Below are 24,959 nucleotides of genomic sequence, written 5' to 3'. Positions count from 1 at the left end.
CGGCTTGCAACCGCGGCCCGCATCTTAGCGCGGCGTTCAGGCCCGCAGGCCGACCGGGCCTGCGTCGTTCATCGCCATCGCCGACGGATCGCCGCTGTTCGAGCGCCAGATCAGAAGGCCATGTTTCATCGCCTCGCGGATCGCCTGCGTGCGCGACTTCACGCCCAGCTTGCGATACATGCTCTTGAGCTGCGCCTCGATGGTGTTGATGGAGCGATGCGTGGCTTCGGCGATCTCGCGGTTGCTCCAGCCGCGCGAGATGAGCCACAGCACCTTGAGCTCGCGCGAGGACAGCAGCGCGTTCGCTTCCGCGGGTTGAAAGTGCTGCATGGCCTCGACGTCGGCATCCACGGTTGCCGGTGGTGCCTGCGAGGGGAACGCGATGGGCCTGAGGATCTCGTGCGCCAGCCGCGCCGCCGCCGATGCATCGCCCTGTTCGATGGAACGCAGCAACGACGCGAGTTCCGGCTCGCTGGCTTTCGTGAACAGATGGCACAACGCACTCGCGACCGCCGCTGCGCTGGCGGTGCGCGTTTCGGCTTCGTCGGGCTGGGTCACCAGATGGAGTTCTGGTGGCGGTGGCCTGTGTGCGACAACGGTTTCGAAGGAAGGAGAGGGCGGCATCTTGAAGCAAAAGCGCTTCGATGCAGTCGGTGACCCGGGAGCCGGTTCACGCACCAATCAAAGCGAAACCGATCGTATGAATTAAGGCCGCCGCGCGCAGCCTGTTTCGGGGCGCGGATGTGTTCTTCATCACATCCGCGCGCAATCGGCGAAGGGCACGCGATTTCAGCGTGCGGGTGCGGGCTCCGTGCGCAATTGCTCCTTGAGGATCCGCCGGATCTCCAGGATGGCCAGCGGGTTCTCCTGCACGCTGTGCTGCGACGAGATCACCAGCTCCGACGCCGCGCCTTCGAGATGCGCGCTCTGGTACGGCACGATGCCGTCGCTCGACGCGGCGAGCGGCACGCCCGCCGTGTCGTTGCCGATGATCGAGTGATAGCGCACGCGCGGGTTCATCGGCAGCCCCGACGACAGCCGCACGAAGGAATCGCGGTCGCTGAGGTTGTCGATGCTGTTCGGAATGCGCAGCGGCCCCTGGTCCTGCTTGCCCGGTGCGATGCGGATCAGCTCGCGCGAGATGTCGCTCAGCTGCCCCAGCATGGTGACCGGCAGCGTGATGAGGTTGGCCACCCAGCGCGAGATGCGGTTGTTGGCAAAGTCGGTGCCGCGGTGCGGCGACGCGATGAAGATGGCGTCGCTGACCTGCGGCAAGGGCTCGAAGCGCAGGTACGGCGCGAGCCGCTGTTCGATGCGCTGCTGCTGCGCGCCCTGCATCGGGTAGCTTGCGAGCAGGGCCTCCCACAGCTTGTCTTCCGACGAAGACACCATCAGCCGCGACAGCACGCCGCCCATGCTGTGGCCGATCAGCGTGATGTCGTTGGACGCGCGGGCCTTGCCCGTGGGGTCGAAGTGCGCAATGGTCTGCTCCACGGCTTCGCGGATGGCGAGGTTGTTGAGCGGCAGCGGCGCATTGGTCGGGTAGTACACCTGCCAGACCTGATAGCTGCGGCGCAGCGTCTCGTCGCCGAGTACCTCGTTGGCCACGTTGATCCATGCCTCGGGGCTGCTGGCCAGGCCGTGCAGCATGATGATCGTGCGGCGGTTCGGGTCGTAGGGCTGCATCAGGTAGATGCGCGGCCTCGTGAGCCCGTCAGCGCTGCCGAAGAGGCTGCGCAGCGCCTGCAGCGCGAAGTCGGAGCGCGCGAGCCACAGGCCGTAGCCGGAGGTGAAGTTGGCGGCCAGCGGAATGTCCTGCCCGCCTAGTTGCACCGTCGATGTCCGGTAGGGGTCGAACACCACGATGCGCAGATTGCGCGTGGCCAGCACCTGGCGCAGGTCGGCGCCGTCGAACTTGAGCACCGCGGTGAGCGCGGGGAAGGGCGTCTCGCGGTAGGGCGGCGCGTTGGCGCCGTGGGCGGGCTCGTCGGTCACGGCGACAAGCTCGGCGCCGAAGCCGTCGCGCCGGTAGATGTTGCGCAGGCCGGAGAAGGTGAGCGAAGCCGCGGGAATCAGCTCTTGCGGCAACGCGGCTCCGGGCGGCAGCTGCAGCGCGGACACATCGCTGTCGATGTGCCAGTCGCCCACCTGAGGAACAGTGGGCGGCCGGGTGTCGTCGTGGCCGCGCCGGCCATTCTTCTGGTAGCTGCTGTACAGGCCGTTGATGGCCTGCTGCACCGCATAGTTGTAGTAGTCGCGCACCTGCGTCTGCCGGTCTTCGAAAGCCCGGTCGCGCGGGTTACGGGCGGTGAAGAACAGGTAGGCATAGGCATGGCGGGCGGTTTCCAGCCATGCGTCGATGGCCTTGTCGGCCGACGGCCCATCGGTCGTGCCGCCCTTGTCCGCCGACAGCGCCACCTGCAGCCAGACCTCCGACAAGGCCGAAAGCCGCTGCTCGTCGGTGATGCCCGCCGAATCGGCCAGGGCCTGGCGGCAGGCCTGGCCGTCGCGGCGGCACAGGTCGGCGTCGGAGCCGATCACGCGCAGCACTTCCTGCGCGGAGGTGCTGAGCTTGCCCGTGGTGAGGATGTCGCCGCGCCGCTGCGCGAGGTATTCGGCCGGCGAGATGGAGCCGACCTTCACGCCAGCGCAGCCGGCGGCCAGCATCGTTGCGCACAGCAGGGCCGCGAGCAGATGAAAGCGCGCGCGCATCATCATGGCGCCGCTTTCGGCGCTGCGCCCGGCAAGCCTTGCCGGATGGTCTGCGAGAAATCGGCGCCGGGCGTCTTGTCGGTGGCGATGGCGCGCTCGGTGATGCGCCCGGCGGCGCGCAGCGCCTGCATGTCGTAGCCCGGCGTGAGGCCGCCCACGTCGTACAGGTAGTCGGGCAGGTAGCCCGATGCGAGCAGGCGGTAGTCCATGGGCAGGCCGGGCACGATGCGCCTGGCCAGCGCGTAGACGATGGTGGTGCAGTTGGCAGTGAGCGTGTTGTAGAAGCTGGGCGCGCGCACCAGCGCGTCGGCCTCGTCCAGGTACGCGAGGAACAGCGAGCGCATCTCGGGCTGCGGCAGGCGCACGCGGTACATGTGGACGTCTTCGCCGCGCACGTTGGTGCGCACGCGCAGGATGTCGTGCTCGTCGGCCGCCACCAGGCTGGTCTCGAACTGCTTGAAGAAGCCGCCGACCGACGAGAAGCTCTCGCCGCGCTCCTTGCGGATCTCTATGGAGAAGGTGAGGAACCGGCCGTCGTCGAACCCGAACGAAACCAGCGTGTGCGCAATGGCGGGGCCGGTCCAGTAGGAGAGCGACACATCGACCGTGCGCAGGCGGTCGAGGTCGTAGCGGCGCGTTTCCCAGCGCTGCGTGTAGTCGGTGTCGCTGCGCCATTCGAAGTTGCGCACGTTCTCCATGGTGACGATGCTGCCGTCCACGCGCGCGCGCAGCTGGCGCGACACGTCGTCGGCCCACACACGGTCCTGCGAGGGCAGGATGGTGCCCCACCATGCGAGCAGCATCGCGAAGCCCACGGCGTAGGAGAGCAGGGCGCGCCCGGCCCTGCCGCGCCACAGCAGCGCGATGGCGGCAAGTCCGAAGCCGGCCCACAGCACGCCGGCGCCGGCCTTCACGAATACCGGCCCCGGCAGCTGGTACCAGAGCGCAAGGCAGGCCCACAGCGCCGTCAGCACCACGGCCAGCGACAGCAGCAGGCGGCCGGAGAAACGCAGGATCGCGCGGATCATCGGCACGCGGCGCCTAGCCGTAGACGCTGAGCGACGCGAGGATGCGCGTGAAGTACGCGTCGGCCAGCGCGGTCGCGCCCTTGGCGTCGCGTGCCTCGAGCGCGTCGACGATGGCGGTGAGCTCGCGCAGCGTCTGCTCGCGCACGATGGCACCCACCGGACCGTTGAGGTTGGAGCGCCCGTCGTACTGCACCGCGCGTCGGTCGGCCACCACCGCGTCGAACACCTGCATCAGGAAGCGGTTGCGCGTGGCGCGGAAGATTGCCTGGTGCACGCCGTAGATGCCTTCCTTGAAGGCGATCCACTGGTCGGCGTCGCGCACCACGGCCAGGTGGTGGCGCATGAGCGCGAAGTCATCGGCGTCGGCGCGCTGGGCCGACAGCGCCATCATGGCCGGCTCGAACAGCAGCCGGCCTTCGAGGATCTCGGTGTAGGTCGGCACGTCGCGGTGGTGGGCCGCCACGGGCAGGTCGGACTCGCTGAGCAGCTGCATCAGCGATTCCGCCAGGAAGGTGCCGCTGCCCACCTTGCGCTCCAGCAGGCCCTGCGCGCTCATCATGGCCAGCGCATGGCGCACCGTGCTGCGCGAGGTCTTGAACTGCTCCGACAGGTCGCGCTCGTTGGGCAGCTTGTCGCCGGGCTTGAGCACGCCGTCGCGGATCGACTGGAGGATGGCGCGGTAGACCTTCGAGGCGGTGGCCTTGTCCTGCGCGGCGATCCGGCCCGACAGGTCGGTGACCTCGATCAGGGGTTGCGAGACAGGCTTTGCATCCATGGTTTCAGAGTTCGCCAAAATGGTTGACCAATCACAATTAAGAATCTTAGAATGAATTCATTACGCAGTCATACGAGGCTGCGTTGTCTGGTTCCGGATTGGTTGACCAATCCGTCCGAAGCTGTTGATTTTCGTCGAAAGGTTGACCCTGCGCCGCCCCCGTGCGGCGCTGCGGTGAAGTGTTCTCAATGACCCTGGATTCCAACACGGCGCCGGCGGCCACGGCCCGCGGCCCCAGTCCCCGCCCCGAAGAGCGGCTCGCCGCGCTCGGCCTGGTGCTGCCGCCGCCACCGGCACCCGTCGCCAACTTCGTGGCCTGGCGCCGCACCGGCCCCTTGCTGTATCTCTCGGGCCAGGGTCCGCTGGAGGCGAACGGGCATCTGCACGTGGGCCGTGTCGGCGAGGAAGTGAGCATCGAGGCTGCCTACGCCCATGCGCGGCTCACCGGGCTGAACCTCCTGGCGGTGGCCAAGGCCGCGCTGGGCGACCTCGGGCGCGTGCGCAGCGTGGTGAAGCTGCTGGCTTTCGTGAATGCCTCGCCGGGCTTCGCGCATCACCCGAAGGTCATCAACGGCTGCTCCGACCTGTTCGTCGATGTGTTCGGCGACGAAGTGGGGCGCGGCGCGCGCTCGGCCATCGGCGCGGGTTCGCTGCCGGGCCACCAGACCGTCGAGGTCGAGGCCATCCTGGAAGTGGACTGAGCCATGGCCTACCAGTTCCAGTTCGACGCGCTCGCCCCCTACACCGGGCAACTGGTGGAAGGGCTGCTGCACACGCTGGGCTATGCCGCGTCGAGCATCGTGCTGGGCATGGCGATCGGCGTGGCGGGCTCGCTGGCGCTGGTGTACGGCGGCAAGCCGCTGCGCGGCGTGACGCGGGTGTATGTGGAGTTCTTCCGCAACACGCCGGCGCTGGTGCAGCTCTTTCTCATCTACTTCGGCCTGCCCAACCTGGGCATACGGCTGGAGGCGCCCGTGGCGGGCGTGATTTCGCTGGCGCTGTACTGCGGCGCCTACATGGTCGAGGTGTTCCGCTCGGGGCTGATGTCGGTGCCGCGCGGCCTGTCGGAAGCCGGCGCCGCGCTCGGGCTGCGGCCGCGGCAGGTGCTGGTGCACGTGCTCTTCGTGCCGGCGCTGCGCAACGTGTTTCCCTCGCTCGCGAGCCAGATGGTGCTCACGCTCATCGGCACCAGCCTCATCTCGCAGATCGGGGTGGAAGACATCTTCCATGCCGGCAGCTTCATCGACTCGCGCACCTTCCGCAGCTTCGAGGTCTACCTCGTGATCTGCGCGATGTACTTCGTGGCGGTGCAGGCGCTGCGCGTGATCCTCGGCTTCGTGCAGCGCCGCCTGTTCGGCAAGGAGGGCTGAGATGCGCGGACTTTCCGTTGCCGACCTCTGGCTCATCCTGGGCGCGATCCGCTGGACCGCCGCGCTGGCCGTCACCGCGTTCTCCGTCGGCGCGGTGATCGCGCTCGGCGTGGCCGTCGCGCGCACTTCGCGGCTGCCTTGGCTGCGCGTGCTGGCGCGCATCTACACGGAGCTTGTGCAGGGTACGCCGCTGCTGGGCGTGCTGTTCCTGCTGTACTTCGGCGTGCCGATGCTGCTGGGCATCGAGATCAACGCCTTCATGGCCGCTGCGGCCGCGTTCTCGCTGTCGGCCGGTGCGTTCCTCGGCGACATCTGGCGCGGCGCCATCGAATCGGTGCCCAAGGGCCAGTGGGAGGCCGCCTCCTGCGTGGGCCTGCGCCGCTGGCAGGTCATGCGGCACGTGGTGTGGCCGCAAGCTTTTCGCGTGGCGCTGGGGCCCACGGTGAGCTACCTGGTGCAGCTCATCAAGAACACCTCGCTGGCCGCGCTCGTCGGGCTGGTCGAGCTCACGCGATCGGGCCAGATCGTCGCCGGCTCCACGTTGGCGCACCTGCCTGTCTTCTGCGGCGTGGCCCTGTGCTACTTCGCCATCTGCTACCCGCTGGCCCGGCTGGCACTCTCTCTGGAAGGACGCATGAATGCCGCTCGTGCTCATTGAATCGGTCGAAAAGCACTTCGGCGACAACCATGTGCTGCGGGGCGTGTCCACCGAAGTGGCCAAGGGCGACATCGTGGCGCTCGTGGGCCGCAGCGGCTCGGGCAAGAGCACGCTGCTGCGCTGCGTGAACGGGCTGGAGACCATCAGCGCGGGGCGCATCGTGGTCGACGGCGTGGATGTGCAGTCGCCCGACACCGACCTGGCCCTGCTGCGCCGCCGCGTGGGCATGGTGTTCCAGAGCTTCAACCTCTTTCCGCACCTGTCGGCCGCGGCCAACGTGACGCTGGCGCCGGTGCTGACCAGGAAGATCGCCAAGGGCGAGGCGCGCGACCTGGCCAGGCGCATGCTGGAGCGCGTGGGCCTGGGCCACAAGCTCGACGCCATGCCCTCTCAGTTGTCGGGCGGCCAGCAGCAGCGCGTGGCCATCGCGCGGGCGCTGGCCATGTCGCCGCAGCTGATGCTGTTCGACGAAGCCACTTCCGCGCTCGACCCCGAACTGGTCGGCGAGGTGCTGCGCGTGATGGAAGACCTGGCGCGCGACGGCATGACCATGATGGTCGTCACGCACGAGATGGCTTTCGCGCGCCGCGTGGCCTCCGAGGTGCTCTTCATGAACCAGGGCCGCATCTGGGAGCGCGGCACGCCGGAGCGCATGTTCGGCAGCCCGCAGACCCCCGAATTCCAGCAGTTTGTCCAATCCGTCGTCTGATCTCTTTCGTCTTCCCCAAGGAGCTTCCATGTTCAAAATGAAAACCCTGTTCGCCGCCGCGCTGGTCTGCGCCGCTCCCTTGCTCGCGCATGCCGACAAGCTCGCGGACATCAAGGCCAAGGGCACGATCCGCATCGCCACGACCATCGACGCCGCCCCCTGGGGCTTCACCGACGCGGCCGGCAAGCCCACGGGCCTGGACGTGGAACTGGCCGAGAACGTGGCCAAGGCCATGGGCATGAAGCTCGAGCTGCAGCAGGTGACCGGCGCCAACCGCATTCCCTACCTGCTGTCGAACAAGGTCGACGTGGTGATCGCGGCGCTGGGCAGCTCGCCCGAGCGCGCCAAGCAGGTCGCCTTCTCCAAGCCCTATGCGGCGGTGTACCTGGGCGTGTACGGCGGCAAGGGCATTCCCAAGTTCGCCAAGCTGAGCGAGCTCGCGGGCCAGACCGTGGCGGTGCCCAAGGGCTCGACGCCCGACCTGTCGCTGAGCGAACTGGCGCCCGGCGCCAAGCTGATCCGCCTGGAAGACACGGCCTCGACCATCTCGGCCTTCCTGTCGGGCCAGGCGCCGCTGTTCGCCGAGAACAACTTCATCGCCCAGAAGGTGGCCGATGAGAACCCCGCCAAGGGCATCGAGATGAAGTCGCTGATCCGCATCAGCCCCGCCTACATGGCCGTGCAGCCCAGCGAAACCGCGCTGCTGGCCGAGATGAACAAGATCATCGACGCCAAGGCCGCCGACGGCAGCCTTGCGGCGCTGCGCCTGAAGTGGTTCAAGGACGAGCAGAAAGAAGTGAAGTGAGCCAGCCGCGTCCTTCCACCGTTTTCACGGACATCGATTGGGCCAGGCCCGGCAAGCAGGTCGGCCATGCGTGGCTGCCGTACTCGGGGCATGAGGATGCCTGGGGCGCGGTCGCGCTGCCGCTGGCCGTCATCGGCAATGGCGACGGGCCGACCGTGCTGGTCACCGGCGCCATCCATGGCGACGAGTACGAAGGCCCGATCGTCATCAACGAGCTGATCCGCACGCTCGACGCCGCGCAGGTCAAGGGCCGCCTGATCCTGATGCCCGCGGCCAACGCGCCGGCATTGCGCGCGGCCTCGCGCGTGAGCCCGCTCGACGGCAAGAACCTGGCGCGCGTGTTCCCGGGTGACCCCTTCGGCACGCCGACCGAGCAGATCGCCGCGTTCATCCACGACGTGCTGTTTCCCAGGTGCGACGCGTATGTCGACCTGCACGCGGGCGGCAGTTCGCTGTTCATCGAGGAGAGCGCGCAAGTGGTGGTCACGCCCACGCTGGCGCCCGAAGTGCGCGAGCGCGCCGAGGACATGGCGCGCTGGTTCGGCGCCAGGTTCACCGTGATCACCGACAACATGGGCGATCCGCGCACCAGCTGCGGCGCAGCGGCTCACCTGGGCCTGGCGGCGATCGCAGCCGAGATGGGCGAGAACGGCAGCGTGTCGCCCAAGGGTGTGAAGCGCACGCGCGAGTGCCTGTCGCGCGTGCTGGCACGGCTGGGCGTGGTGCCCGCCGAGCTGCCGGCCACGCCGCCGGCGAGCCGCCGCGTGCACATCGTGCCGGACGGCGGCAACCTGCTGTCGCCGGGCGACGGCTACTTCGAGCCGCTGCACCAACTCGGCGACACGGTGGCCGCCGGCGAGCTGGCCGGCTACCTGCACCTGCTGACCGAGCCCGCGCTGGCGCCGCGCGAAGTGCGCTTCGCCAAGGGCGGCACGGTGTATTCGCAGCGCACCTTCGGCATCGTGAAGCAGGGCAACAACCTGTGCGTGCTGGTCGAAGACGAGGAAGGCGCTGCCGCATGAGCGAGAACACCACCCCGATCACGCTGGACGACTACCGCGCGGCCCATGCCCGCGTGCGGCCCTACATCCGCCACACGCCGCTGGTCGATGCGCACCCCTGGGTGCCCGGCGGCGCGGCGCAGGTGCGCTTCAAGGCCGAGTGCAACCAGGTCACCGGCTCCTTCAAGGCGCGCGGCGCTTTCAACCGCGTGCTCAATCTGTCGCACGACGTGCGCAGGCAGGGGCTGGCCACCGCGTCGGGCGGCAACTTCGGCGCGGCCGTGGCCTACGTCGGCAAGACGCTGGGCCTGCCGGCCAACGTGTTCGTGATGAACACCAGCACGCCGATCACGCGGGCGCGCATCGAGAGCCACGGCGCCAGGCTCACCGTGCACGGCGACTTCTGGGACCAGAGCTGGGACGCCGCCGGCGCCAACGTGGCCGAGCACGGCGGCGCGCTGCTGCATCCGTATGCCGACCGCGACGTGGTGATCGGGCAGGGCACGACCGCGCTGGAAATCATCGATGAATGGCCCGAGGTCGAGACGCTGGTGGTGTCCATCGGCGGCGGCGGCCTGCTCGCGGGCATTGCGCAGGCGGCCAAGCTGCTCAAGCCGTCGATCCGCGTCATCGGCGTGGAAGCGGCGGGCTGCCCCACGCTCCACACCTGCCGCAAGGAAGGCCGCATCGTGAAGCTGGAGAACGTGAAGACGCGCGTGCCCATCCTCGCGGCGCGCTCGACCGAGCCCTTGAACTTCGAGCTGATCGAGAAGTACGTCGACGAGATCGTGCTGGTCGATGAAGAAGTCATCGAGGACGCGGCCCGTTCCGCCTGGCAGCACGCGGGACTGGCCATCGAGCTGGGCGCGGCCACCGCGCTGGCGGCCGTGAGCCAGCGCTGCTTCGAGCGCCGCGACGAAGAGAAAATCGCCGTCGTGCTGTGCGGCAGCGGCAGCGACGGCATGCCCAAGGCCTGAACAGGCTGCCTGCCGCGCTACAGCATGTACGTCACGAGCTTGAAGTCCGGATCCTCCGGGAAGGACTTCACCGTGAACCCCAGCCTGCGCACCAGCTTGAGCATGTCGGGGTTGTTGGCGAGCACCAGCCCGTCGATTTCGGAAAGGCCCTTGTCGCGCGCCACGTCGATGATGCTTTCCATCAGCCGCGAGCCGATGCCCTTGCCGCTGAACTCGTCGGCCACCACCAGCGAGAACTCGCAGCTGGTCTGGTCGGGGTTGGTGATGTAGCGCGACACGCCCACGATGCGCTCGCTCTCGAGCACCGTGCCTTCGGGCGACACGCTGCGCTCCATCACCACCGCCACCAGCGCCATCTCGCGGTCGTAGTCGATCAGCGTGAAGCGCGACAGCATCGACGGCGGCAGCTCGTGGAAGCGCGAGACGAAGCGGAACCAGCGGCTCTCGGGCGACAGGCCCTGCACCAGCGCCTGCAGCATCTGCGCGTCGTTGGGGTGCACCGGCCGCACGATGTAGATGCCGCCACCCGGCAGCGGCCATTCGCGCCGGTAGCGCGCGGGGTACGGCATGATGGCCAGGTGGTGGTAGCCGTTGGCCGCATTGCCCAGCTGGCCCGACACCGCCTGCGTGCTGCTGTCGACCACGATGCGCGCATCGACCGAGATGGCGCCCGACTCGTCAACGATGATGGGGTTAATGTCCATCTCGCGCAGCTCGGGCAGCTCGCACACCATTTCCGACACGCGCAGCAGCACGTGCTCCAGCGCCTCCATGTCCACCGCGCTGGCGCCGCGCCATTCGCCCAGGGTTTCGGCCACGCGGGAGCGTTCGATGAGCCGGCGCGCCAGGAACTGGTTGAGCGGCGGCAGCTCCATGGCGCGGTCGTTCAGCAGCTCGATCATGGTGCCGCCCGCGCCGAACACGATGACGGGGCCGAATGGCTGGTCGGTCACCAGGCCCACGTAGATTTCTCGGCCGCGCCGCGCGCGCACCATCTTCTGCACGGTCACGCCGTTGATGCGCGCCTCGGGCGCCAGGCGTGCCACGCGTTCCATCATCTCGACGTAGGTGTCGCGCGCGCTGGTGCCGTTCATCACGTTGAGCGCCACGCCTTCGACGTCGGACTTGTGCGGGATGTCGGGCGAATCGATCTTCAGCGCCACCGGGAAGCCCAGTTGCGTGGCGATCATCATGGCCTCGTTGGCACTGCGCGCCAGCAAGGTGCGGGTGATGGGAATGTGGAACGACGACAGCAGCGACTTCGACTCCATCTCCGTCAGCACGCGGCGCCGCTCGGCCAGCACGCTTTCGATCAGCAGGCGCGCGCCTTCGATGTCGGGCTTGGCCAGCGCCGACAGCGGCGGCGGCGTCTGCTGCAGCAACTGCTGGTTCTGGTAGAAGGCCGCGATGTTGCCGAAGGCGCCCACGGCCGCCTCCGGCGTGCGAAAGCTGGGAATGGTGGCCTCGGCCAGCACCGCGCGCGCCTTGCCCACCGACGAGTCGCCCATCCAGCAGGCCAGCAGCGGCTTGTTCATGGGGCGCGGAATGTCGGCCAGCGCCTTGGCGGTGGCCGCGGCATCGGCGCCGGCCTTGGGCGAGAAGATGGCGAGCACCCCGTCGACCTGGCTGTCGGCCGAGGCCGCGTCGATGGCTGCGCGGTAGTGCGCGGGCTGCGCGTCTTCCGAAAGATCGATGAGGTCGGTCAATGAAGCGAGCGGCGGCAGCGACGGCAGCATCAACTTCTGCACGGGCGCGGAGAGCTTGCCCAGGTCGAGCCCGATCTCGTTGATCCAGTCGGCCGCCAGCACGCCGGGGCCGCCGCCGTTGGTGACCACCGCCAGCCGCTTGCCCACCGGCCGGTAGCGCGAGGCCAGGCACTTGGCCGCCGAGAACAGCTCGACGAAGGAGCGCACCCGCACCGCGCCCGCGCGGCGCAGCGCGGCGTCGAACACGTCGTCGCTGCCCACGATGGCGGCGCTGTGCGTCTGCGCGGCTTCGTTGCCTGCCGGCTTGCGGCCGGCCTTGAGCACCACCACCGGCTTGGCATGCGAGGCCGAGCGCAGCGCGCTCATGAAGCGGCGCGCGTCGGCAATGCCTTCGAGGTACACGATGATGCTGTGGGTAGCCCGGTCGTTGGCCAGGAAGTCGAGCACCTGCGGAATGTCGACCGAGGTGTGCGGGCCCAGCGACACCACGCTGGAAAACCCGACGCCGTTCTGCCGCGCCCAGTCGAGCATCGACGCGGTGAGCGCGCCCGACTGCGACACCAGCGCCAGCGGCCCGGTGCTGGCGAGGGGGCCGGCCACGCTGGCGTTCAGATGCAGCGGCGGGCGCTGGAAGCCCAGCGAGTTGGGCCCGAGCAGGTGCACGCCTTCGCGCTTTGCGATCTTGCGCCACTGGGCCGCCTGGTCGGCGCTGATGCCGCTGGAGATGACAACCGCCGCCGTGCAGCCGATGCGGCCCGCGATCTCCAGCGCGGCCGCCACGTCGCGCGGGGCGAGGGCGATCAGCGCCAGGTCGGCATGGGTCTGGGCCAGCTCTTCGAGCGTGCCCTTGGTACGCACGTCCAGAAAGCGCAGCGTGCCGTCGAATCGGTCGGCGCGGAAGGCTTCGCGCAGCGTGCGGCCGGCCGGCGTCTGGCCGCCGGGGTCGTCGGCGTGGCCGACGAAGGCCACGATGGAGGCCGGGGCGAAGAGCGGATTCAGGAAATGCTTGTCCATGCCCCCAAGTCTGCACCGTTCGGGGGCGGGTGTGCGCGGCGGGCGGAGAACTCGCGAGGATTTTGAATCGGACCGGCATGCCCCGTCGCCGCGCGGGCGGCGCCTCGCTATAGTCAAGGGTCATGCAAAAACGAATCGGCGTGGTCTTCGTCTCTCGGCGAAATTCACTGCGCAGCATCCTGGCGGAAGCATGCCTCTCGCACCTGGACCCCAAGCGGTTCTCGGTCTCTTCCTGCGGTCAGCCCGGGCATGTCGGGCGCGAGTTCCATCCCGCGGCCATTGGCGCTCTTCATAGCGCCAGCATTCCGGTTCCGCAGAGGCCGCCGCGCAGCTGGGACGAGCTGGTGCGAACCCACCCTTCCGGCGCGGATTTCGTCATCACCCTGGACGCAGCCACCGAGTCGCTGCAACCCCCGTGGCCCGGCCAGCCCGATTCGGCGCTGTGGTCCTACCCAGACGTTGCCGCCGAGACCGACCCCGAGCAGGTCGCTCATGCGGCGGTGCAGATGCTGTTCTCGCTGCGCCGCCGGCTCGAGCTGCTGGTGAGCCTGCCGATGCAGGGCGTCGACCGCGCGGCGGTGCGCTCCGACGTGCGCGACCTGGGCTACATGCGCTAGCGTCCGCGGCCCGCGAAGGGCTGGCGCATCCACTGCCGCTCGGCCTCCGCGATGGGCGATTCGAGCGCCCGTTCGGGCACTTCCCAGACGATGGCGCGCGGCGGGTTGTCCGCGAACGCCGGTCCCGCAAAGTAGCGCCGCGCGGCGCCGGAAAAATCGCCCCCGTCCATCGCGAAATCGGCGACCAGCGACTGGGCTGCGAGCTGAAGAAAGGGCAGGAAGTTGGCGCGCCGCGAGAACGAACTGCCGATCAGCACGATGGACGGCAGCGCGGTATTGCCGAACAGGTCGGTGCTCTCGCTGCGCGTCTCGACGGTCGACTGCCAGCCGGTGTCGGGCGCGGGCTTCAGCGACGACGGCAGGCCGTCGATGCCCGCCAGGCGCACCAGGTCGCCCCATTCGCTGACGGTTTTGCGCGATGCGACGACGGAAGGCACCGGCGTGGCGTCGAGCACCTGCATGCGCCGAAGGCGCTCGGCTACGGCTTGCGCGGCCAGTTGGCTGCCGTGTTCGGTCCAGTGGGTGTCGGTTTTGAGGAAGGGCGCGGGCGTTGCACTTGCGAGCACCGGTGCCAGGTCGAGCACGGGCACTTTCGCGGCATCGATCATGGCCGTCCATTCGCGCACACGGCCTTCGAGTTCGGGCGGGCGCCGCAGCCGGCCCAGGTGTTGGCTTTCGATCCGGCTCTTGTCGGGCACCACCACCACCAGCAGCGCCATGCGCCGTGCAGCCAGCGCGCGGGCGATGTCCGCGACGGTGGCGGCACGGTCACGCGCATTCGCAGCGCGGCCGGGGTGAACGCGCAGTTCCTCGTCGAGGAAGAGCCAGTCGCCTTCGCCCCGATGCACCTCCGCGCCGAGGTCGCCCAGCAGCAGCCAGCTTGCCTCGCGCTGGTAGCGCGCGAGCGTGTCGGTCAGCGGCGTCGTGACCAGCGTCTTCGTCAGCGCTCGCCGGGCTGCGGCATCGTCCAGCAGCGAAGCGTCGGCATGAGCCAGCGCGCCGGGCATGTTCGGCAAGCTCGCGACGAACGCCGCACCCAGCGACGCGACCAGCACGCCCGCCGTCGTCCAGCGGAGCAGTCCACGCAGTCGCCGGTTGGTGCGCGCTGTTGCCATGCCGGTCAGAACTGGAAGTAGAGGAAAGGCACCGTGCCGCGGCTCGACACCAGCGCGAGCGAAAGCAGGAAACCGGCGATCGGCGCCAGCGTCGCGAGCACCGCGCCGCCATTGCCCGCATGCCGCCGCGCGCCGACAAGGGCCGGCGCGAGCACCCAGGCAATGCCCAGCAGATAGGCCAGCACCACCGGCGGCCGCAGCATGTTGGACAGCGCCGCCCCCAGTGCCACGCCATGCGCGCCGAACTGGCCGGCCAGCATGTCGCAGGCGACCGCGAAGTCGGGCGCGCGGAACAGCGTCCAGCCCAGCATCACGAACAGCATGGTCGCGGCGTGCGCGAGCGGCGCGGGCAGGCCCAGCCCGCGCGCGCGGCACAGGTGCACCACGCTCAGGCCAATGCCCTGCGCCAGGCCCCAGTACAGGAAGTTCCAGCTGTCCGCGCCGTGCCAGAGCCCGCCGATGGCCATCGTCAGCATCAGGTTCAGCACCGTGCGCCGGGTGCCCTTGCGGCTGCCGCCGAGCGGCACGTAGAGGTAGTCGCGCAGCCAGGACGACAGCGAGATATGCCAGCGCCGCCAGAACTCCGCCAGGTTGCGCGCGAGGTAGGGCCGGTCGAAGTTCTCGGGAAACCGAAAGCCCAGCATCGCGCCGATGCCGATGGCCATCGCGCTGTAGCCCGCGAAGTCGAAGAACAGCTGCAGCGTGTAGGCCAGGCAGCCGAGCCAGGCATCGGCCAGGCTGGGGTGCGCGGCCGAAAACACATGCTCCACCACCGGCGAGAGCGTGTCCGCCACCAGCACCTTCATCGCCATGCCGATCATGAAGCGGCGCGCGCCCGTGGCGAATTCCGAAGCATGCACGGCGCGGTGCGCCAGGCGCTGGCGCACCCAGTCGTAGCGGATGATCGGCCCCGCGACGAGGTGGCCGAACATCGCCAGGTAGGTCGCGAAGTCGATGGGCCGGCGCTCCGCCGGAAACTTGCCGCGATGCACGTCGACCAGATAGGAGATCGCCTGCAGCACGGTGAACGACAGTCCGATGGGCAGCGCGATGCGTTGCCATTCCATCGGCATGGCGCCGGCATGCGCCAGGGCCGCGTTGAAAGTCTCGACCACGATGTTGGCGTACTTGAACCAGGCCAGCACGCCGAGGTTCAGCACGATGAACGCCACCAGCATGCCGCGCCGCCCCGGCCCCGCGCGCTCGACCAGCAGCCCGCCCGCCCATGCCAGCGCCGTGAGCGCAATGAACAGCAGCAGGAACAGCGGGCTCCACCAGCCGTAGAACAGCCAACTGGAGAGCAGCAGCAGCGTGTTCTTCGCGCGCGCCGGCGTCAGCGCATACAGCAGCAGGAACGCCGGCAGAAAGACCGAGAGGAATTCGAGCGATGCGAAAACCACGGCCGGGTCAGCGCGCGATGCGGTCCTGCAGGCCCATGAGCCGGCTGCCCTTGCCGGCGGGAACGAGGAACACGCTGTAGCGCTGGCCGGCCTGCAGCGAGCCCAGGTCGATCGTGCCCTCGACGGGCTGGCCGTTGCAGGTGGCATGCACCGCCAGCTTCACCGGGTTGACGGCACGGCGCGCGCTGGCAAGCGCCGCCTGGTTCTCGAAGATGGCCGTGTTGCCGGTGCTGGCCAGGAGGCCCGCGGCGGTGCAGCGCGCGTCGGCGTTGTAGAACGCGAGCGAGGCGCGCAGGGGATCGAAGCTGGGTGGCGGCTCGGTGAAGCTGGTGCCGGCAATCTCGCCGTTCGCGCCTTGCCACGCCAGCACCGAGGCCGAGCCGCCCGACGGCACGCGCAGCGTGATGGCCATCTGCCGCTGGCCGTTTTTCCAGTAGCCGGTGACCGGCGCGTCGGAGCGCACGGGCTGGTAATCGGTGATGGGCGCAGAAGGCGCCACCACCACGCTCGCCTTTGCGGGGCCGCCGCTTTGCACCGTGAGCGCCTGCGCCCCCGCGTTGACGAAGCGCACCAGCGCCAGGTCTTGCGAGGGGCCCGTGTCATACAACTGGGGCGCGGCGCCGGCCACGGCGGGCAGCAGGGCGCCGAGCAGCGCATGGCGCCGCATCTTGAGAGCGGCGCGCCTCATGGCCGCGGGGTGCCGGCGGCAGCGGGCGCCAAGGGCAGCCGCGCGACGGCCTTGGCGATCGCATCGCCCCAGGCGCGGTAGCCGCTCGCGTTGAAATGCTGCCCGTCGATGGTCGGCCACTGGCCGCGCGCGGACATCTCCAGCGAGTCGATGTAAGTGCAGGGCGCCACGTTGGTCGCGAGAAAGCGGCTCACCGTTTCGGCGCGCGCGTAGGTCTTGCCGTACTGGCCGCCTTCCTGCCCCCACGCGGGGCCGACCCAGGCGCACTTGGTGCCGGTGGCCGAAATCGCGCCGGTGAGCGCGCTGACCTGCTGCCAGACCCAGTTCATCGGAAAGTCGGCCTGCCGGTAGGCGGCCATGGTGTCGCCCAGCACGATCAGCACCAGATCGGGGTGTTCGGCCTTGATGAGTTGCGCCACCGCCGTCGTCTTGGCCCGGTTGCCGGGGCTCACGACCGCCGGCTTGTTGCCGATGCGTTCCGCGCTGCCACAGGAGCCGGGCTTGGACACCGTCCAGTCGTAAGGCTGCACGCCGCACACGCCGATGGAATGCACCTTCGCGCCCTGGCGCTGGAGATCGTCGTGCAGCGACGACATCAGGTAGCTCGGCTGCGACAGATGACTGTCCCCGATGATGAGGATGGAAAGACCGGCAATTGCCGCTGCGAGTGCCACCAATATCCCTTTCGTTTTCAAGGCCGGAAAATGTACCAGCCCCGGCGGTCCATCGCCCGGCGGTCGAACCCGCATTCAGTCCGTGCCACACCCCGGCATCGATGAAAAACACATAAGCAAACTCGAAATCAGGCGTTCCCGGCGGGGCGCTGCGCGGGCTCAATGTCGGGCTTTCCCGCTGCCGGCTTCGAATCTTGTCAGACCTTTCTTCCGGATTTCCCGCCCCACGGCGCCTGGGCTTCTTCAGCCGCCTGCTCGACGACACCACCGCCGCCGAGCGCTACCGGCTCGTCGCCGAGCAGATCGCGCATGCCGAAGCCCTCGGCTTCGACTCCGCGTGGGTGGCGCAACACCATTTCCATGAACACGAAGGCGGACTGCCGTCGCCCCTGGTCTTCCTGGCCTACGTGGCTTCGCGCACCAAGCGCATCCGCCTGGGCACCGGCATCGTCACGCTGCCGCTGGAAAACGCGGTGCGCGTGGCCGAAGACGCCGCCGTGCTCGACCTGCTCTCCGGCGGGCGGCTCGAAGTGGGCGTCGGCACGGGCGGCACGCCGGAAGCCTTTGCGGCCTTCGGGCTCGACAGCAACGAGCGCTCGGCCATCTTCGCGCGGCAGCTCGACGCGGTGCGTGCCGCATGGGCGGGCCGGCCGCTGGCCGGCGGCGACACCCTGTACCCGCCGGGCGCGCAGTTGCCGGGGCGCATCTGGCAAGCGACCTTTTCGGTGAGCGGCGGCGCCCGCGCGGGGCAGGCCGGCGACGGCCTGATGCTCTCGCGCACGCAGCCGCGCCCCGGCCACGCGCCCGACGCACCGCTTGCCGGGCTGCAGAACCCCATCGTCGATGCCTACCTGGCGGCGCTGCCGGCCGGCGTGGCGCCGCGCATCGTCGGCTCGCGCAGCGTGTTCGTGGCCGATAGCCGCCAGGAGGCGCTGCGGCTGGCCGAGATCGGCCTGCGCCGCTCGGCCGCGCGCTTTGCCGCCTCGGGACAGGCCGGCCTGGCGGACCGCGCGGGGCCGGACGCATCGCTCGAGGAACTGATCGCCGCCTACGACGTGCATGTCGGCTCGCCCGACGACGTGATCGCCTCGCTGCGCGCCGACAGCACGCTCGACCGCGTGACCGACCTGGTCTGCCAAGTGCACCCGGTCGATCCGCCGCATGCGGCCATCCTGCGCTCCATCGAGCTGATCGCGACCAAGGTCGCGCCGGCGCTGGGCATCCATTCTTCATCCACGCTTCGCGAGACCGCATGAACGCCGTTGCTTCTCCTCCTTTGTCCTCCGACTCCGGTGCGCCCGAGGTGCCCGACGTGATCGACAGTCTTGTCGGCATCGCCCCGGGGCAGCATCTCGACCGCATCCGCCGGGGGCGCGAGCAGGCCCGCACCCATGCGCAGCAGAGCTATCTCTCGCTGTTCGCGCCGACACCGCCGGTGCCCGGCGATTTCGACATCGCCGACCGCTTCGCGCTCGCGGCCTTCGTGGCAGGGCTGCACGGCCATGCGGGCGTGGCGCGCTTCTATGCGGAAGAACTGGCCAGCCAGGGCGCCCGCGCGGGGGTGGCCGATGCAATCGAGGCCGAGGTGCAGCGCGGCGCCGCGCAAGGCCCATACGGAAGCTACCCGGCCGGCCCGCTGAGCGCGGAAGACAAGGCCGGCCCCTCGTATGCCGTGAACGATGCGCACCGCGAACTGCTGGGCGAACGGCTCTCGGCCGCGCTCGCGCATGCGCACTTGCTGGTGTTCCATCCGCGCGATGCCAGCCCGGCCGCCTTGCAGGCGTTGCTGGATGCGGGCTGGACCAGCACCGGCATCGTCACGCTGTCGCAGCTGGTGGCATTCCTCGCGTTCCAGATCCGGGTCGTCACCGGCCTGCAGGCACTGGCGCAACGTCCCGCAACCTCCATCGACTGAGCCCGGCCATGAGCAACACCGAATCGACCCTGACCCATCCCGGCAACGCGCACCCGAGCGTCTTCACCCAGGCGCAGCTCGAATGGCTGCCATGGCTGGAGCCGCTGCCCGAAGCCGAGCTGACCGAGCGCCACTTCGCCGGGCTGGTGGACGCGGCGCGCGCCAAGTCGCCTTATTTCCGGCTGCTGGCGCGCGACCCGGACATCCTCGGCGCGCGCACCCGCACCGACAAGGACATCTTCTACAACCCCGAAGCCGGCTTGCCGCGCGCGGAGCGCGAGCTGTCGGCGGCAGCGGCCTCGCGCTACAACGGCTGCATCTACTGCGCGTCGGTGCATGCGCGCTTCGCCTCGCATTTCTCGCACCGCACGCAAGACGTGCAGCGGCTGCTCGACGAAGGCGTGGGCGCCGAACTCGGCGAGCGCTGGAACACGATCGTCGCGGCCTCCGTGGCGCTGTCGTCCACGCCGTCGGCTTTCGGCGTGGAACACATCGACCAACTGCGCGCGCAAGGGCTGGACGACCTGGCGATTGCCGACGTGATCCACGGCGCGGCCTTCTTCAACTGGGCCAACCGGCTGATGCTGTCGCTGGGCGAGCCGCAGGCGCAGACAGCAGCCTGAACGCTATTCCAGCGTGAAGCCGATCTTCAGCGTCACCTGCCAGTGCGCGACCTTGCCGTCGACCACGTGGCCGCGCGTCTCGGTCACTGTGAACCACTGGATGTTGCGCACCGTCTCGTGCGCCTTGGCGATGGCGGTCTGCACCGCATCTTCGATGCTCGTTGGTGACGAGCCGGTCAGTTCGAGGGTCTTGTAGACATGGTTGGACATGGCGTTTCTCTCCTTGGTTGACTGAAGGTTGCGTGAGGCTTGCCGAGGACCATCGTAGTCCCGCGGCCCGGCTCAATGAACGAATCCGCCTTTCACGAAGCGCACGGGCTCGGCGTCCATGCGCGCGATGAGCGCGCCGAGGCCGTCCGGCGGCAGCGGAATGGGGCCGGGCGCGGCGCGGGCGGGCTGATCGGTGCGGCACAGCAGGTCGTCATCGCTCCATGCGCCCTTGCCGGGTTCGCCGCGCGCGCGCAGCCAGCCGTCGCGGTCGACGATCAGCTGCGTGCCTGCCAGCCGCGGCGTGGCGGCGATGAGCGAGAACGCATCCCATGCGGTGGCCGACTCGGCGACGCAATCGCCCGCGTGCGATGCCGCGGCGGCGCCGTCTTTCGCCAGGAACACGGTGACGAGGCGCGGGTCGTCCTGCAGGGCTTGCCCGCCGGCCGCCACGATCCGCAGCCGCTGGCCGCGCCAGCCGCTCAGCATGCGAGGCGGCTTGCCGGCGCACTGCACGGCCACGTCGGGCGGCGAGATCGGCTGCGTCCAAAGGCCGGCTGCGCGCAGGCTCTGGCCCGCGCCCTGGGCCTTCATGAAATCGATGAGCGCCCAGGCGTCGTCGTCGTCGAGCCTGCCGCCGAAGGCAGGCATGGTGGGCGAGCCGCGCCGGTCGCGCATGCCGTGCAGCACATGCCAGAGCACGTCGCCATCGGCGCGCCGCCACAGCAGCGGTCCGGCCAGGTTGGGCGGCCATACGGGTTGCACGGCGGCCAGCGGGCCCTGGCCCAGGCCGTCGGCGCCGTGGCATGCCACGCATTGCGCCGCGAAGAGCACGCGCCCGCGCTCAATGCTGTCGGCCGTAAAACCGGTGGGCGAGCGCTGGAAGCTGGTCGGATACGCCGGCACCAGCACCACGTTGGCATCGGGCCACGGAGCCGCCACCAACAGCAGCGTGGTCGCGGCCAGCAGCCAGATGCGCCGGCGCCGCCACAGCAGCGCGAGCACCAGCAGCAGCAACGCCGCCGCGAGCACGACCACGGTGAGCCCGAGCCTGCGCGCCTGCCCGAGGTCGATCAGCAGGTTCTCTCCGGACAGCCGGTGCGCCCACGGCCACGCGGGCTGGCCGTGGACCTGCGCCACGAGGCCCAGCGCGTCCAGCAGGCGAAGCAACTGCAGTTGCGCGCCCTGGAGCAGGCCGATCAGCAGGTTGAGCCAGCCGGCCTCGGGGGATGCGTTCATGTCACCACGTGGCGTCGAGTCCCAGGTGCTTGAGCGCCTCGTGCCGCAGCTCGGCCAGCCGCGGATCGCCGCGGTGGCGCGGGTAGGGCAGGTCGACCACCAGCTCCGCCGCGATGCGTGCGGGCCGGTCGCTCAGCACGATCACGCGGTTGGCCAGGAACAGCGCCTCTTCCACGTCGTGCGTCACCAGCAGCGCCGAGAAACCGGCGCGCTGCCACAGGTTGACCAGCTCGCTCTGCATCGCGATGCGCGTGAGCGAGTCGAGCTTGCCCAGCGGTTCGTCGAGCACCAGCAGTTGCGGGTCGTTGACCAGCGCGCGGGCCAGCGCCACGCGCTGCGCCATGCCGCCTGAAAGCTGGTGCGGGAATGCCTTGGCAAAGTCTGTCAGGCCCACGAGCTTGAGCGCCTCGTCGACGCGGCCGCGTTGCGCCTTCAGCACGCCGCGCGCCTGCAGGCCGAGCGCCACGTTGTCCCACACGCTGCGCCAGGGGTAGAGCGTGGGGTCCTGGAACACGACGATGCGCGACGGGTCGGGCCGCGTGATCGGCGCGCCGTCCTGCGTGATGCTGCCCGTGGTGGCGGGCTCCAGCCCGGCCACCAGCCGCAGCAGCGTCGACTTGCCGCAGCCGCTGGGGCCCAGCAGCGCGACGAATTCACCGGGCCGCACCTGCAGGTCGATGCCGTCGAGCACCTGCAGCACGCCGCCCGACACCTCGAACCAGTGGCTCACGCCCTGGATGCCGATGTGCGCGCCGCCCGCGGCGGCGGCCTGCGAGGCTGAGGGCGAGGGCGAGGGCGAGGGCGAGGTCAGCGTGCTCACCATTTGACGGTTCCTTTCTGCCACGACAGCACGCGGTCGCGCACCTTGAACAGCAGCGTGATCAGGCCCGAGCACAGCACCGCCATGACGAACAGCGCCGCGTACATGTTGGCGTAGGCGGCCCAGCCTTGCGCCCATTGCAGATACCAGCCCAGGCCGGCTTTCACGCCCATCATCTCGGCGGTGATCAGCACCGAGAAAGAGGCGCCCAGCCCCATGAAAAGCCCGACGAACACCTGCGGCAGGGCCGCCGGAATCGCCACGCGCAGCACTAGGAAGCGTTCCGACGCGCCCAGCGTGCGCGCCACGTCGTAGTAGCTCTTGCCGACCGAGGCCACGCCCGACCAGGTGAGCACCGCCACCGGAAAGAAGGTCGCCAGGCCGACCAGGAACACGGCCGCCGAATAGCTCGAAGGCGCGAAGAAGAACGCCAGCGGCAGCAGCGCCGATGCCGGCACCGGCCCCAGGAAGCGCAGCAGCGGATGCACCCAGTACCCCGCGATGCGCGACCAGCCGACCGCCACGCCGGTGCCGAAGCCGACCAGCGCGCCAAGCACGAAGCCGTTGGCCAGCAGCCGCAGCGAATACGCGGTCGACAGGCCCAGCCGCTGCCAGTCTTCGTGCACCACGTCGATCAGGCTCTGCGGCGGCGCGAAGAAAGGCGAGGGCAGCAGGCCGAGCTTGGCGGTGAAGGTTTCCCACAGCGCGAGCACCACGGCCAGCGCGACCAGCCATTGGCCGGCGGGCCGCAACGCCCGTGCCACCTGGCCCGCGCGCGCGCCGAGCACCGAGATGGCAAGCAGCAGCGCGGCCACGACGAGCGCGGCGACGCCGAACTCGCGGGTGAAGGCCCAGTCGGTGAAGCCCGCTTCCTTGTTGGGCCACAGCAGCGTGAGCAGGCCCAGCGCGACCCAGGCGGCGGCGGCCAGCAGGCCGGTCGCCCAGGGGCCGGAAGGCGCCGCGGCGGCTTGGGACGGAGCGGCCTGTGCGGTCGTGGTGACGGGGGCGGCCGGTGCGCGCGGCAGGCGCGGCGCTTCGAGGAACTGTTCTGCCGTGGTCATGCGAGCCCGTTCTTGGCGGTTGCGGCGCCGGCCTGCAGCACGCCGCAGCGCGAGGGCGGCAATGAATCGAGAGGAACAGTCATCGGAGCTTCTCCACCAAAAAATTCGAAGCGCCGAGTGTTTGCGCGCGGGGCGCGCGCTGCCAACGAATGAATGCGGCTATGGATATGCGCAGAAGAGAGAAGCCGCCTTCAGCGCTGGTCGTCGCCGAAGCTCTCCACCAGGAAATCGACGATGGCCGCCACCCGCGCCGTACGCCCCTTTCGGGTGGGTACCAGCAGCGTGACCGGCGCACTGTCGAAGTGCCAGCCGGGCAGCACGCGCACCAGCGTGCCGCGCGCCACTGCGTCGGCCGCATCCCATTCGGAGCGCAGCACCAGGCCCATGCCCTGTTCGGCCCATTGCCGGGCCACGCCGCCGTCGTTGGTCACGTAGGCCGGCGACACGCGCAGGGTTTCGCGGGCGGCGGCGCGTTTTCCTTCGGCGGCATCGGAGGCCGGTCGCACATGCCACAGCGTGACGTCTTCGTCGTTCTCGCGGATGCAGATGCAGGCATGCGTGAGCACGTCGCGCGGCGTGCGCGGCTCGCCGTGCCGGCGCAGGTAGGCGGGGCTGGCGCACAGCCAGCGTTCGTTGGCGCTGAGCGTGCGCGCCACCCAGGACGAATCGCGCACCGTGCCGATGTGGATCACCGCGTCGGCATCGTGCCGGTCGGGCCACGGGGTCTCGCGCAGGTCGAGCTGCACCCGCAGGCCCGGATGCAGCCGGGCGAAGCGCGCCAGCATCGGCGCCACGTACTGGCGGCCGTAGCCGAAGGGCGCGGCGATGCGCAGCGTGCCCGTGAGCCGTTGGTCGTCGCGCTGCATCGATTCGCGCAGGGCCTCGATCTGGCCGAGCAGCGCGGCGGCCTCGCGCGCGAAGCGCTCGCCCTCGGGCGTGAGGCTCAGGCGGCGCGCGGTGCGGCTGGCCAGGGAGAGGCCGAGCGTGGCTTCCAGCTTGCGCAGCCGCATCGACAGCGCGGGCGGCGTGACGTCGAGCGCGCGGGCCGCGGCGCTCAACGACGGTTCGCGCAGCAGGGCGGCGGCGAGCTGCATGTCCTCGATCTGGATCATTAAATTGCGCTTAACGATTGATGAGCCTGCATTGAAGCACAGCAGCAGCCTTCGAACGTACAGTCCGTGGCCATGCAAACACCCATCGCCCCGCCGCGCTACCCCCGCGCCGTGCTGTTCGACCTGCTCACCGCGCTGCTCGATTCCTGGACCGTCTGGAACGCCGCGGCCGGCTCGGAAGAGAAGGGGCGCGCATGGCGCGCCGAGTACCTGCGCCTCACCTACGGCTGCGGCGCCTACGTGCCTTACGAGCAACTGGTGAAAGACGCGGCGCGCAACACCGGCATGGCCGGCACCGCGCCCGACGCGCTGGAAGCGCAATGGGACACGCTGCCCGCCTGGGACGGCGCGCGCGAGCTGCTGCAGGCGCTGAAACCGCACTGCAAGCTGGGCGTGGCCACCAATTGCTCGCGCCGGCTGGGCCACCGCGCGGCGGCGCTGCTGGGCATCGAGTGGGATGCCGTCGTCACATCGGAAGAGGCCGGCTTCTACAAACCAGATCCGCGCCCGTACCGCATGGCGCTCGAGCACATGGGCGTGACACCTCAAGAGACGGCCTTCGTCGCCGGCTCGGGCTACGACATGTTCGGCACTTCGGCGGTCGGGCTGCGCACCTACTGGCACAACCGCGTGGGGCTGGCGCTGCCGCAGGGCGCGCCGGCACCGGAACTGCAGGGCCCGACGCTCGCGCCCGCGCTGCAGTGGCTGCAATCCTTCACGAACAAGGCATGAC

26 protein-coding genes are annotated in these 24,959 nt (G+C 69.6%); 12 read left to right on the top strand and 14 right to left on the bottom strand.

Translation table 11 applies throughout. The features are described from left to right. Positions 1 to 36: 36 nt before the first annotated feature. The 4 genes from C4F17_RS05325 to C4F17_RS05310 all read right to left on the bottom strand — a co-directional run bounded on the left by C4F17_RS05325 (position 37) and on the right by C4F17_RS05310 (position 4,515). A complete protein-coding gene (locus tag C4F17_RS05325; protein ID WP_159053603.1) occupies positions 37 to 558 on the bottom strand; it encodes a response regulator transcription factor in 522 nt (173 codons plus the stop codon). A gap of 231 nt (positions 559 to 789) precedes the next feature. Continuing rightward, positions 790 to 2,718, bottom strand: coding sequence for an esterase/lipase family protein (locus C4F17_RS05320; RefSeq protein WP_325002110.1), 1,929 nt, complete (start codon positions 2,716 to 2,718; stop codon positions 790 to 792). Further along, complete coding sequence (locus C4F17_RS05315; protein ID WP_106937443.1) at positions 2,715 to 3,740, bottom strand: Lnb N-terminal periplasmic domain-containing protein; 1,026 nt, start codon at positions 3,738 to 3,740, stop codon at positions 2,715 to 2,717. The genes C4F17_RS05320 and C4F17_RS05315 overlap by 4 nt, the downstream gene beginning before the upstream one ends. 13 nt (positions 3,741 to 3,753) lie before the next feature. Further along, positions 3,754 to 4,515 (bottom strand): FadR/GntR family transcriptional regulator, encoded by a 762-nt coding sequence (locus C4F17_RS05310; RefSeq protein WP_081271579.1) that lies wholly within the window; start codon positions 4,513 to 4,515, stop codon positions 3,754 to 3,756. Between the two features lie 188 nt (positions 4,516 to 4,703). On the opposite strand from C4F17_RS05310, the gene C4F17_RS05305 reads away from it, so the two are divergent. From C4F17_RS05305 to C4F17_RS05275, 7 genes are read left to right on the top strand one after another with little or no spacing between them, the layout of a single operon-like run. Continuing rightward, complete coding sequence (locus C4F17_RS05305) at positions 4,704 to 5,216, top strand: RidA family protein (RefSeq protein WP_106934536.1); 513 nt, start codon at positions 4,704 to 4,706, stop codon at positions 5,214 to 5,216. 3 nt (positions 5,217 to 5,219) lie between these two features. Then, a complete protein-coding gene (locus C4F17_RS05300; protein ID WP_081271577.1) occupies positions 5,220 to 5,885 on the top strand; it encodes an amino acid ABC transporter permease in 666 nt (221 codons plus the stop codon). A gap of 1 nt (position 5,886) precedes the next feature. Next, positions 5,887 to 6,543: an amino acid ABC transporter permease gene (locus C4F17_RS05295; protein ID WP_106934535.1), complete on the top strand. Its 657-nt coding sequence runs from the start codon at positions 5,887 to 5,889 to the stop codon at positions 6,541 to 6,543. Beyond that, a complete protein-coding gene (locus tag C4F17_RS05290) occupies positions 6,524 to 7,252 on the top strand; it encodes an amino acid ABC transporter ATP-binding protein (protein WP_106934534.1) in 729 nt (242 codons plus the stop codon). Before C4F17_RS05295 ends, C4F17_RS05290 begins: the two co-directional genes overlap by 20 nt. A gap of 28 nt (positions 7,253 to 7,280) precedes the next feature. Then, on the top strand, positions 7,281 to 8,057 hold the full coding sequence (locus C4F17_RS05285; protein ID WP_106934533.1) for a transporter substrate-binding domain-containing protein: 777 nt from the start codon (positions 7,281 to 7,283) through the stop codon (positions 8,055 to 8,057). Then, positions 8,054 to 9,079 carry a succinylglutamate desuccinylase/aspartoacylase family protein gene (locus C4F17_RS05280; protein ID WP_106934532.1) on the top strand — a complete coding sequence of 342 codons (1,026 nt, stop codon included), beginning with the start codon at positions 8,054 to 8,056 and terminating at the stop codon, positions 9,077 to 9,079. The genes C4F17_RS05285 and C4F17_RS05280 overlap by 4 nt, the downstream gene beginning before the upstream one ends. Then, positions 9,076 to 10,035 (top strand): threonine ammonia-lyase, encoded by a 960-nt coding sequence (locus C4F17_RS05275; RefSeq protein WP_106934531.1) that lies wholly within the window; start codon positions 9,076 to 9,078, stop codon positions 10,033 to 10,035. The genes C4F17_RS05280 and C4F17_RS05275 overlap by 4 nt, the downstream gene beginning before the upstream one ends. 17 nt (positions 10,036 to 10,052) lie before the next feature. Here C4F17_RS05275 and C4F17_RS05270 read toward each other — a convergent pair whose 3' ends face one another. Next, entirely contained in the window at positions 10,053 to 12,755 is a 2,703-nt protein-coding gene (locus tag C4F17_RS05270) for a bifunctional acetate--CoA ligase family protein/GNAT family N-acetyltransferase (protein ID WP_106934530.1), read from the bottom strand. Positions 12,756 to 12,877: 122 nt separating this feature from the next. Here C4F17_RS05270 and C4F17_RS05265 point away from each other — a divergent pair, with 122 nt between their 5' ends. Then, entirely contained in the window at positions 12,878 to 13,372 is a 495-nt protein-coding gene (locus C4F17_RS05265; protein ID WP_106934529.1) for an arsenate reductase/protein-tyrosine-phosphatase family protein, read from the top strand. Here the strand turns inward: C4F17_RS05265 and C4F17_RS05260 are convergent. From C4F17_RS05260 to C4F17_RS05245, 4 genes are read right to left on the bottom strand one after another with little or no spacing between them, the layout of a single operon-like run. Beyond that, the gene (locus C4F17_RS05260; RefSeq protein ID WP_106934528.1) at positions 13,369 to 14,487 is read right to left on the bottom strand and encodes an alginate O-acetyltransferase AlgX-related protein; all 1,119 of its coding nucleotides are present in this window, start codon (positions 14,485 to 14,487) and stop codon (positions 13,369 to 13,371) included. The genes C4F17_RS05265 and C4F17_RS05260 overlap by 4 nt on opposite strands. 5 nt (positions 14,488 to 14,492) lie before the next feature. Then, a complete protein-coding gene (locus C4F17_RS05255) occupies positions 14,493 to 15,887 on the bottom strand; it encodes an MBOAT family O-acyltransferase (protein ID WP_106934527.1) in 1,395 nt (464 codons plus the stop codon). Between the two features lie 7 nt (positions 15,888 to 15,894). Beyond that, positions 15,895 to 16,575, bottom strand: coding sequence for a cell division protein FtsQ (locus C4F17_RS05250; protein ID WP_106934526.1), 681 nt, complete (start codon positions 16,573 to 16,575; stop codon positions 15,895 to 15,897). Continuing rightward, positions 16,572 to 17,249, bottom strand: coding sequence for an SGNH/GDSL hydrolase family protein (locus tag C4F17_RS05245; protein ID WP_081271603.1), 678 nt, complete (start codon positions 17,247 to 17,249; stop codon positions 16,572 to 16,574). The genes C4F17_RS05250 and C4F17_RS05245 overlap by 4 nt, the downstream gene beginning before the upstream one ends. Before the next feature lie 194 nt (positions 17,250 to 17,443). Here C4F17_RS05245 and C4F17_RS05240 point away from each other — a divergent pair, with 194 nt between their 5' ends. The 3 genes from C4F17_RS05240 to C4F17_RS05230 are packed head-to-tail and all read left to right on the top strand — an operon-like array spanning position 17,444 to position 19,787. After that, positions 17,444 to 18,505, top strand: a complete 1,062-nt coding sequence (locus C4F17_RS05240; RefSeq protein WP_106934525.1) for a putative FMN-dependent luciferase-like monooxygenase — start codon at positions 17,444 to 17,446, stop codon at positions 18,503 to 18,505. After that, positions 18,502 to 19,164 carry a CMD domain protein gene (locus C4F17_RS05235; protein WP_106934524.1) on the top strand — a complete coding sequence of 221 codons (663 nt, stop codon included), beginning with the start codon at positions 18,502 to 18,504 and terminating at the stop codon, positions 19,162 to 19,164. The genes C4F17_RS05240 and C4F17_RS05235 overlap by 4 nt, the downstream gene beginning before the upstream one ends. A gap of 8 nt (positions 19,165 to 19,172) precedes the next feature. Beyond that, positions 19,173 to 19,787 (top strand): alkylhydroperoxidase domain protein, encoded by a 615-nt coding sequence (locus tag C4F17_RS05230; RefSeq protein ID WP_199851915.1) that lies wholly within the window; start codon positions 19,173 to 19,175, stop codon positions 19,785 to 19,787. Between the two features lie 3 nt (positions 19,788 to 19,790). Here the strand turns inward: C4F17_RS05230 and C4F17_RS05225 are convergent, their stop codons facing one another. From C4F17_RS05225 to C4F17_RS05205, 5 genes are all read right to left on the bottom strand, one after another. Continuing rightward, on the bottom strand, positions 19,791 to 19,997 hold the full coding sequence (locus C4F17_RS05225; RefSeq protein ID WP_106934523.1) for a dodecin: 207 nt from the start codon (positions 19,995 to 19,997) through the stop codon (positions 19,791 to 19,793). A 72-nt stretch (positions 19,998 to 20,069) separates the two neighbouring features. Then, a complete protein-coding gene (locus C4F17_RS05220; RefSeq protein ID WP_106934522.1) occupies positions 20,070 to 21,233 on the bottom strand; it encodes a c-type cytochrome in 1,164 nt (387 codons plus the stop codon). Between the two features lies 1 nt (position 21,234). Then, positions 21,235 to 22,056, bottom strand: coding sequence for an ABC transporter ATP-binding protein (locus C4F17_RS05215; RefSeq protein ID WP_106934521.1), 822 nt, complete (start codon positions 22,054 to 22,056; stop codon positions 21,235 to 21,237). Beyond that, complete coding sequence (locus tag C4F17_RS05210; protein WP_106934520.1) at positions 22,050 to 23,114, bottom strand: ABC transporter permease; 1,065 nt, start codon at positions 23,112 to 23,114, stop codon at positions 22,050 to 22,052. Before C4F17_RS05210 ends, C4F17_RS05215 begins: the two co-directional genes overlap by 7 nt. A 191-nt stretch (positions 23,115 to 23,305) precedes the next feature. Beyond that, positions 23,306 to 24,226 (bottom strand): LysR family transcriptional regulator, encoded by a 921-nt coding sequence (locus tag C4F17_RS05205; RefSeq protein WP_106934519.1) that lies wholly within the window; start codon positions 24,224 to 24,226, stop codon positions 23,306 to 23,308. 72 nt (positions 24,227 to 24,298) lie between these two features. On the opposite strand from C4F17_RS05205, the gene C4F17_RS05200 reads away from it, so the two are divergent. After that, a complete protein-coding gene (locus C4F17_RS05200; RefSeq protein ID WP_106934518.1) occupies positions 24,299 to 24,958 on the top strand; it encodes an HAD family hydrolase in 660 nt (219 codons plus the stop codon). The last annotated feature ends 1 nt before the right edge of the window (position 24,959 follow it).

Origin of the sequence: Variovorax sp. PMC12 (genome assembly GCF_003019815.1) — a bacterium.
In the GTDB taxonomy this organism is placed as follows: domain Bacteria; phylum Pseudomonadota; class Gammaproteobacteria; order Burkholderiales; family Burkholderiaceae_C; genus Variovorax.
Note: the sequence above shows the minus strand (reverse complement) of the source record. Positions and strands in the feature narration are given on the sequence as shown.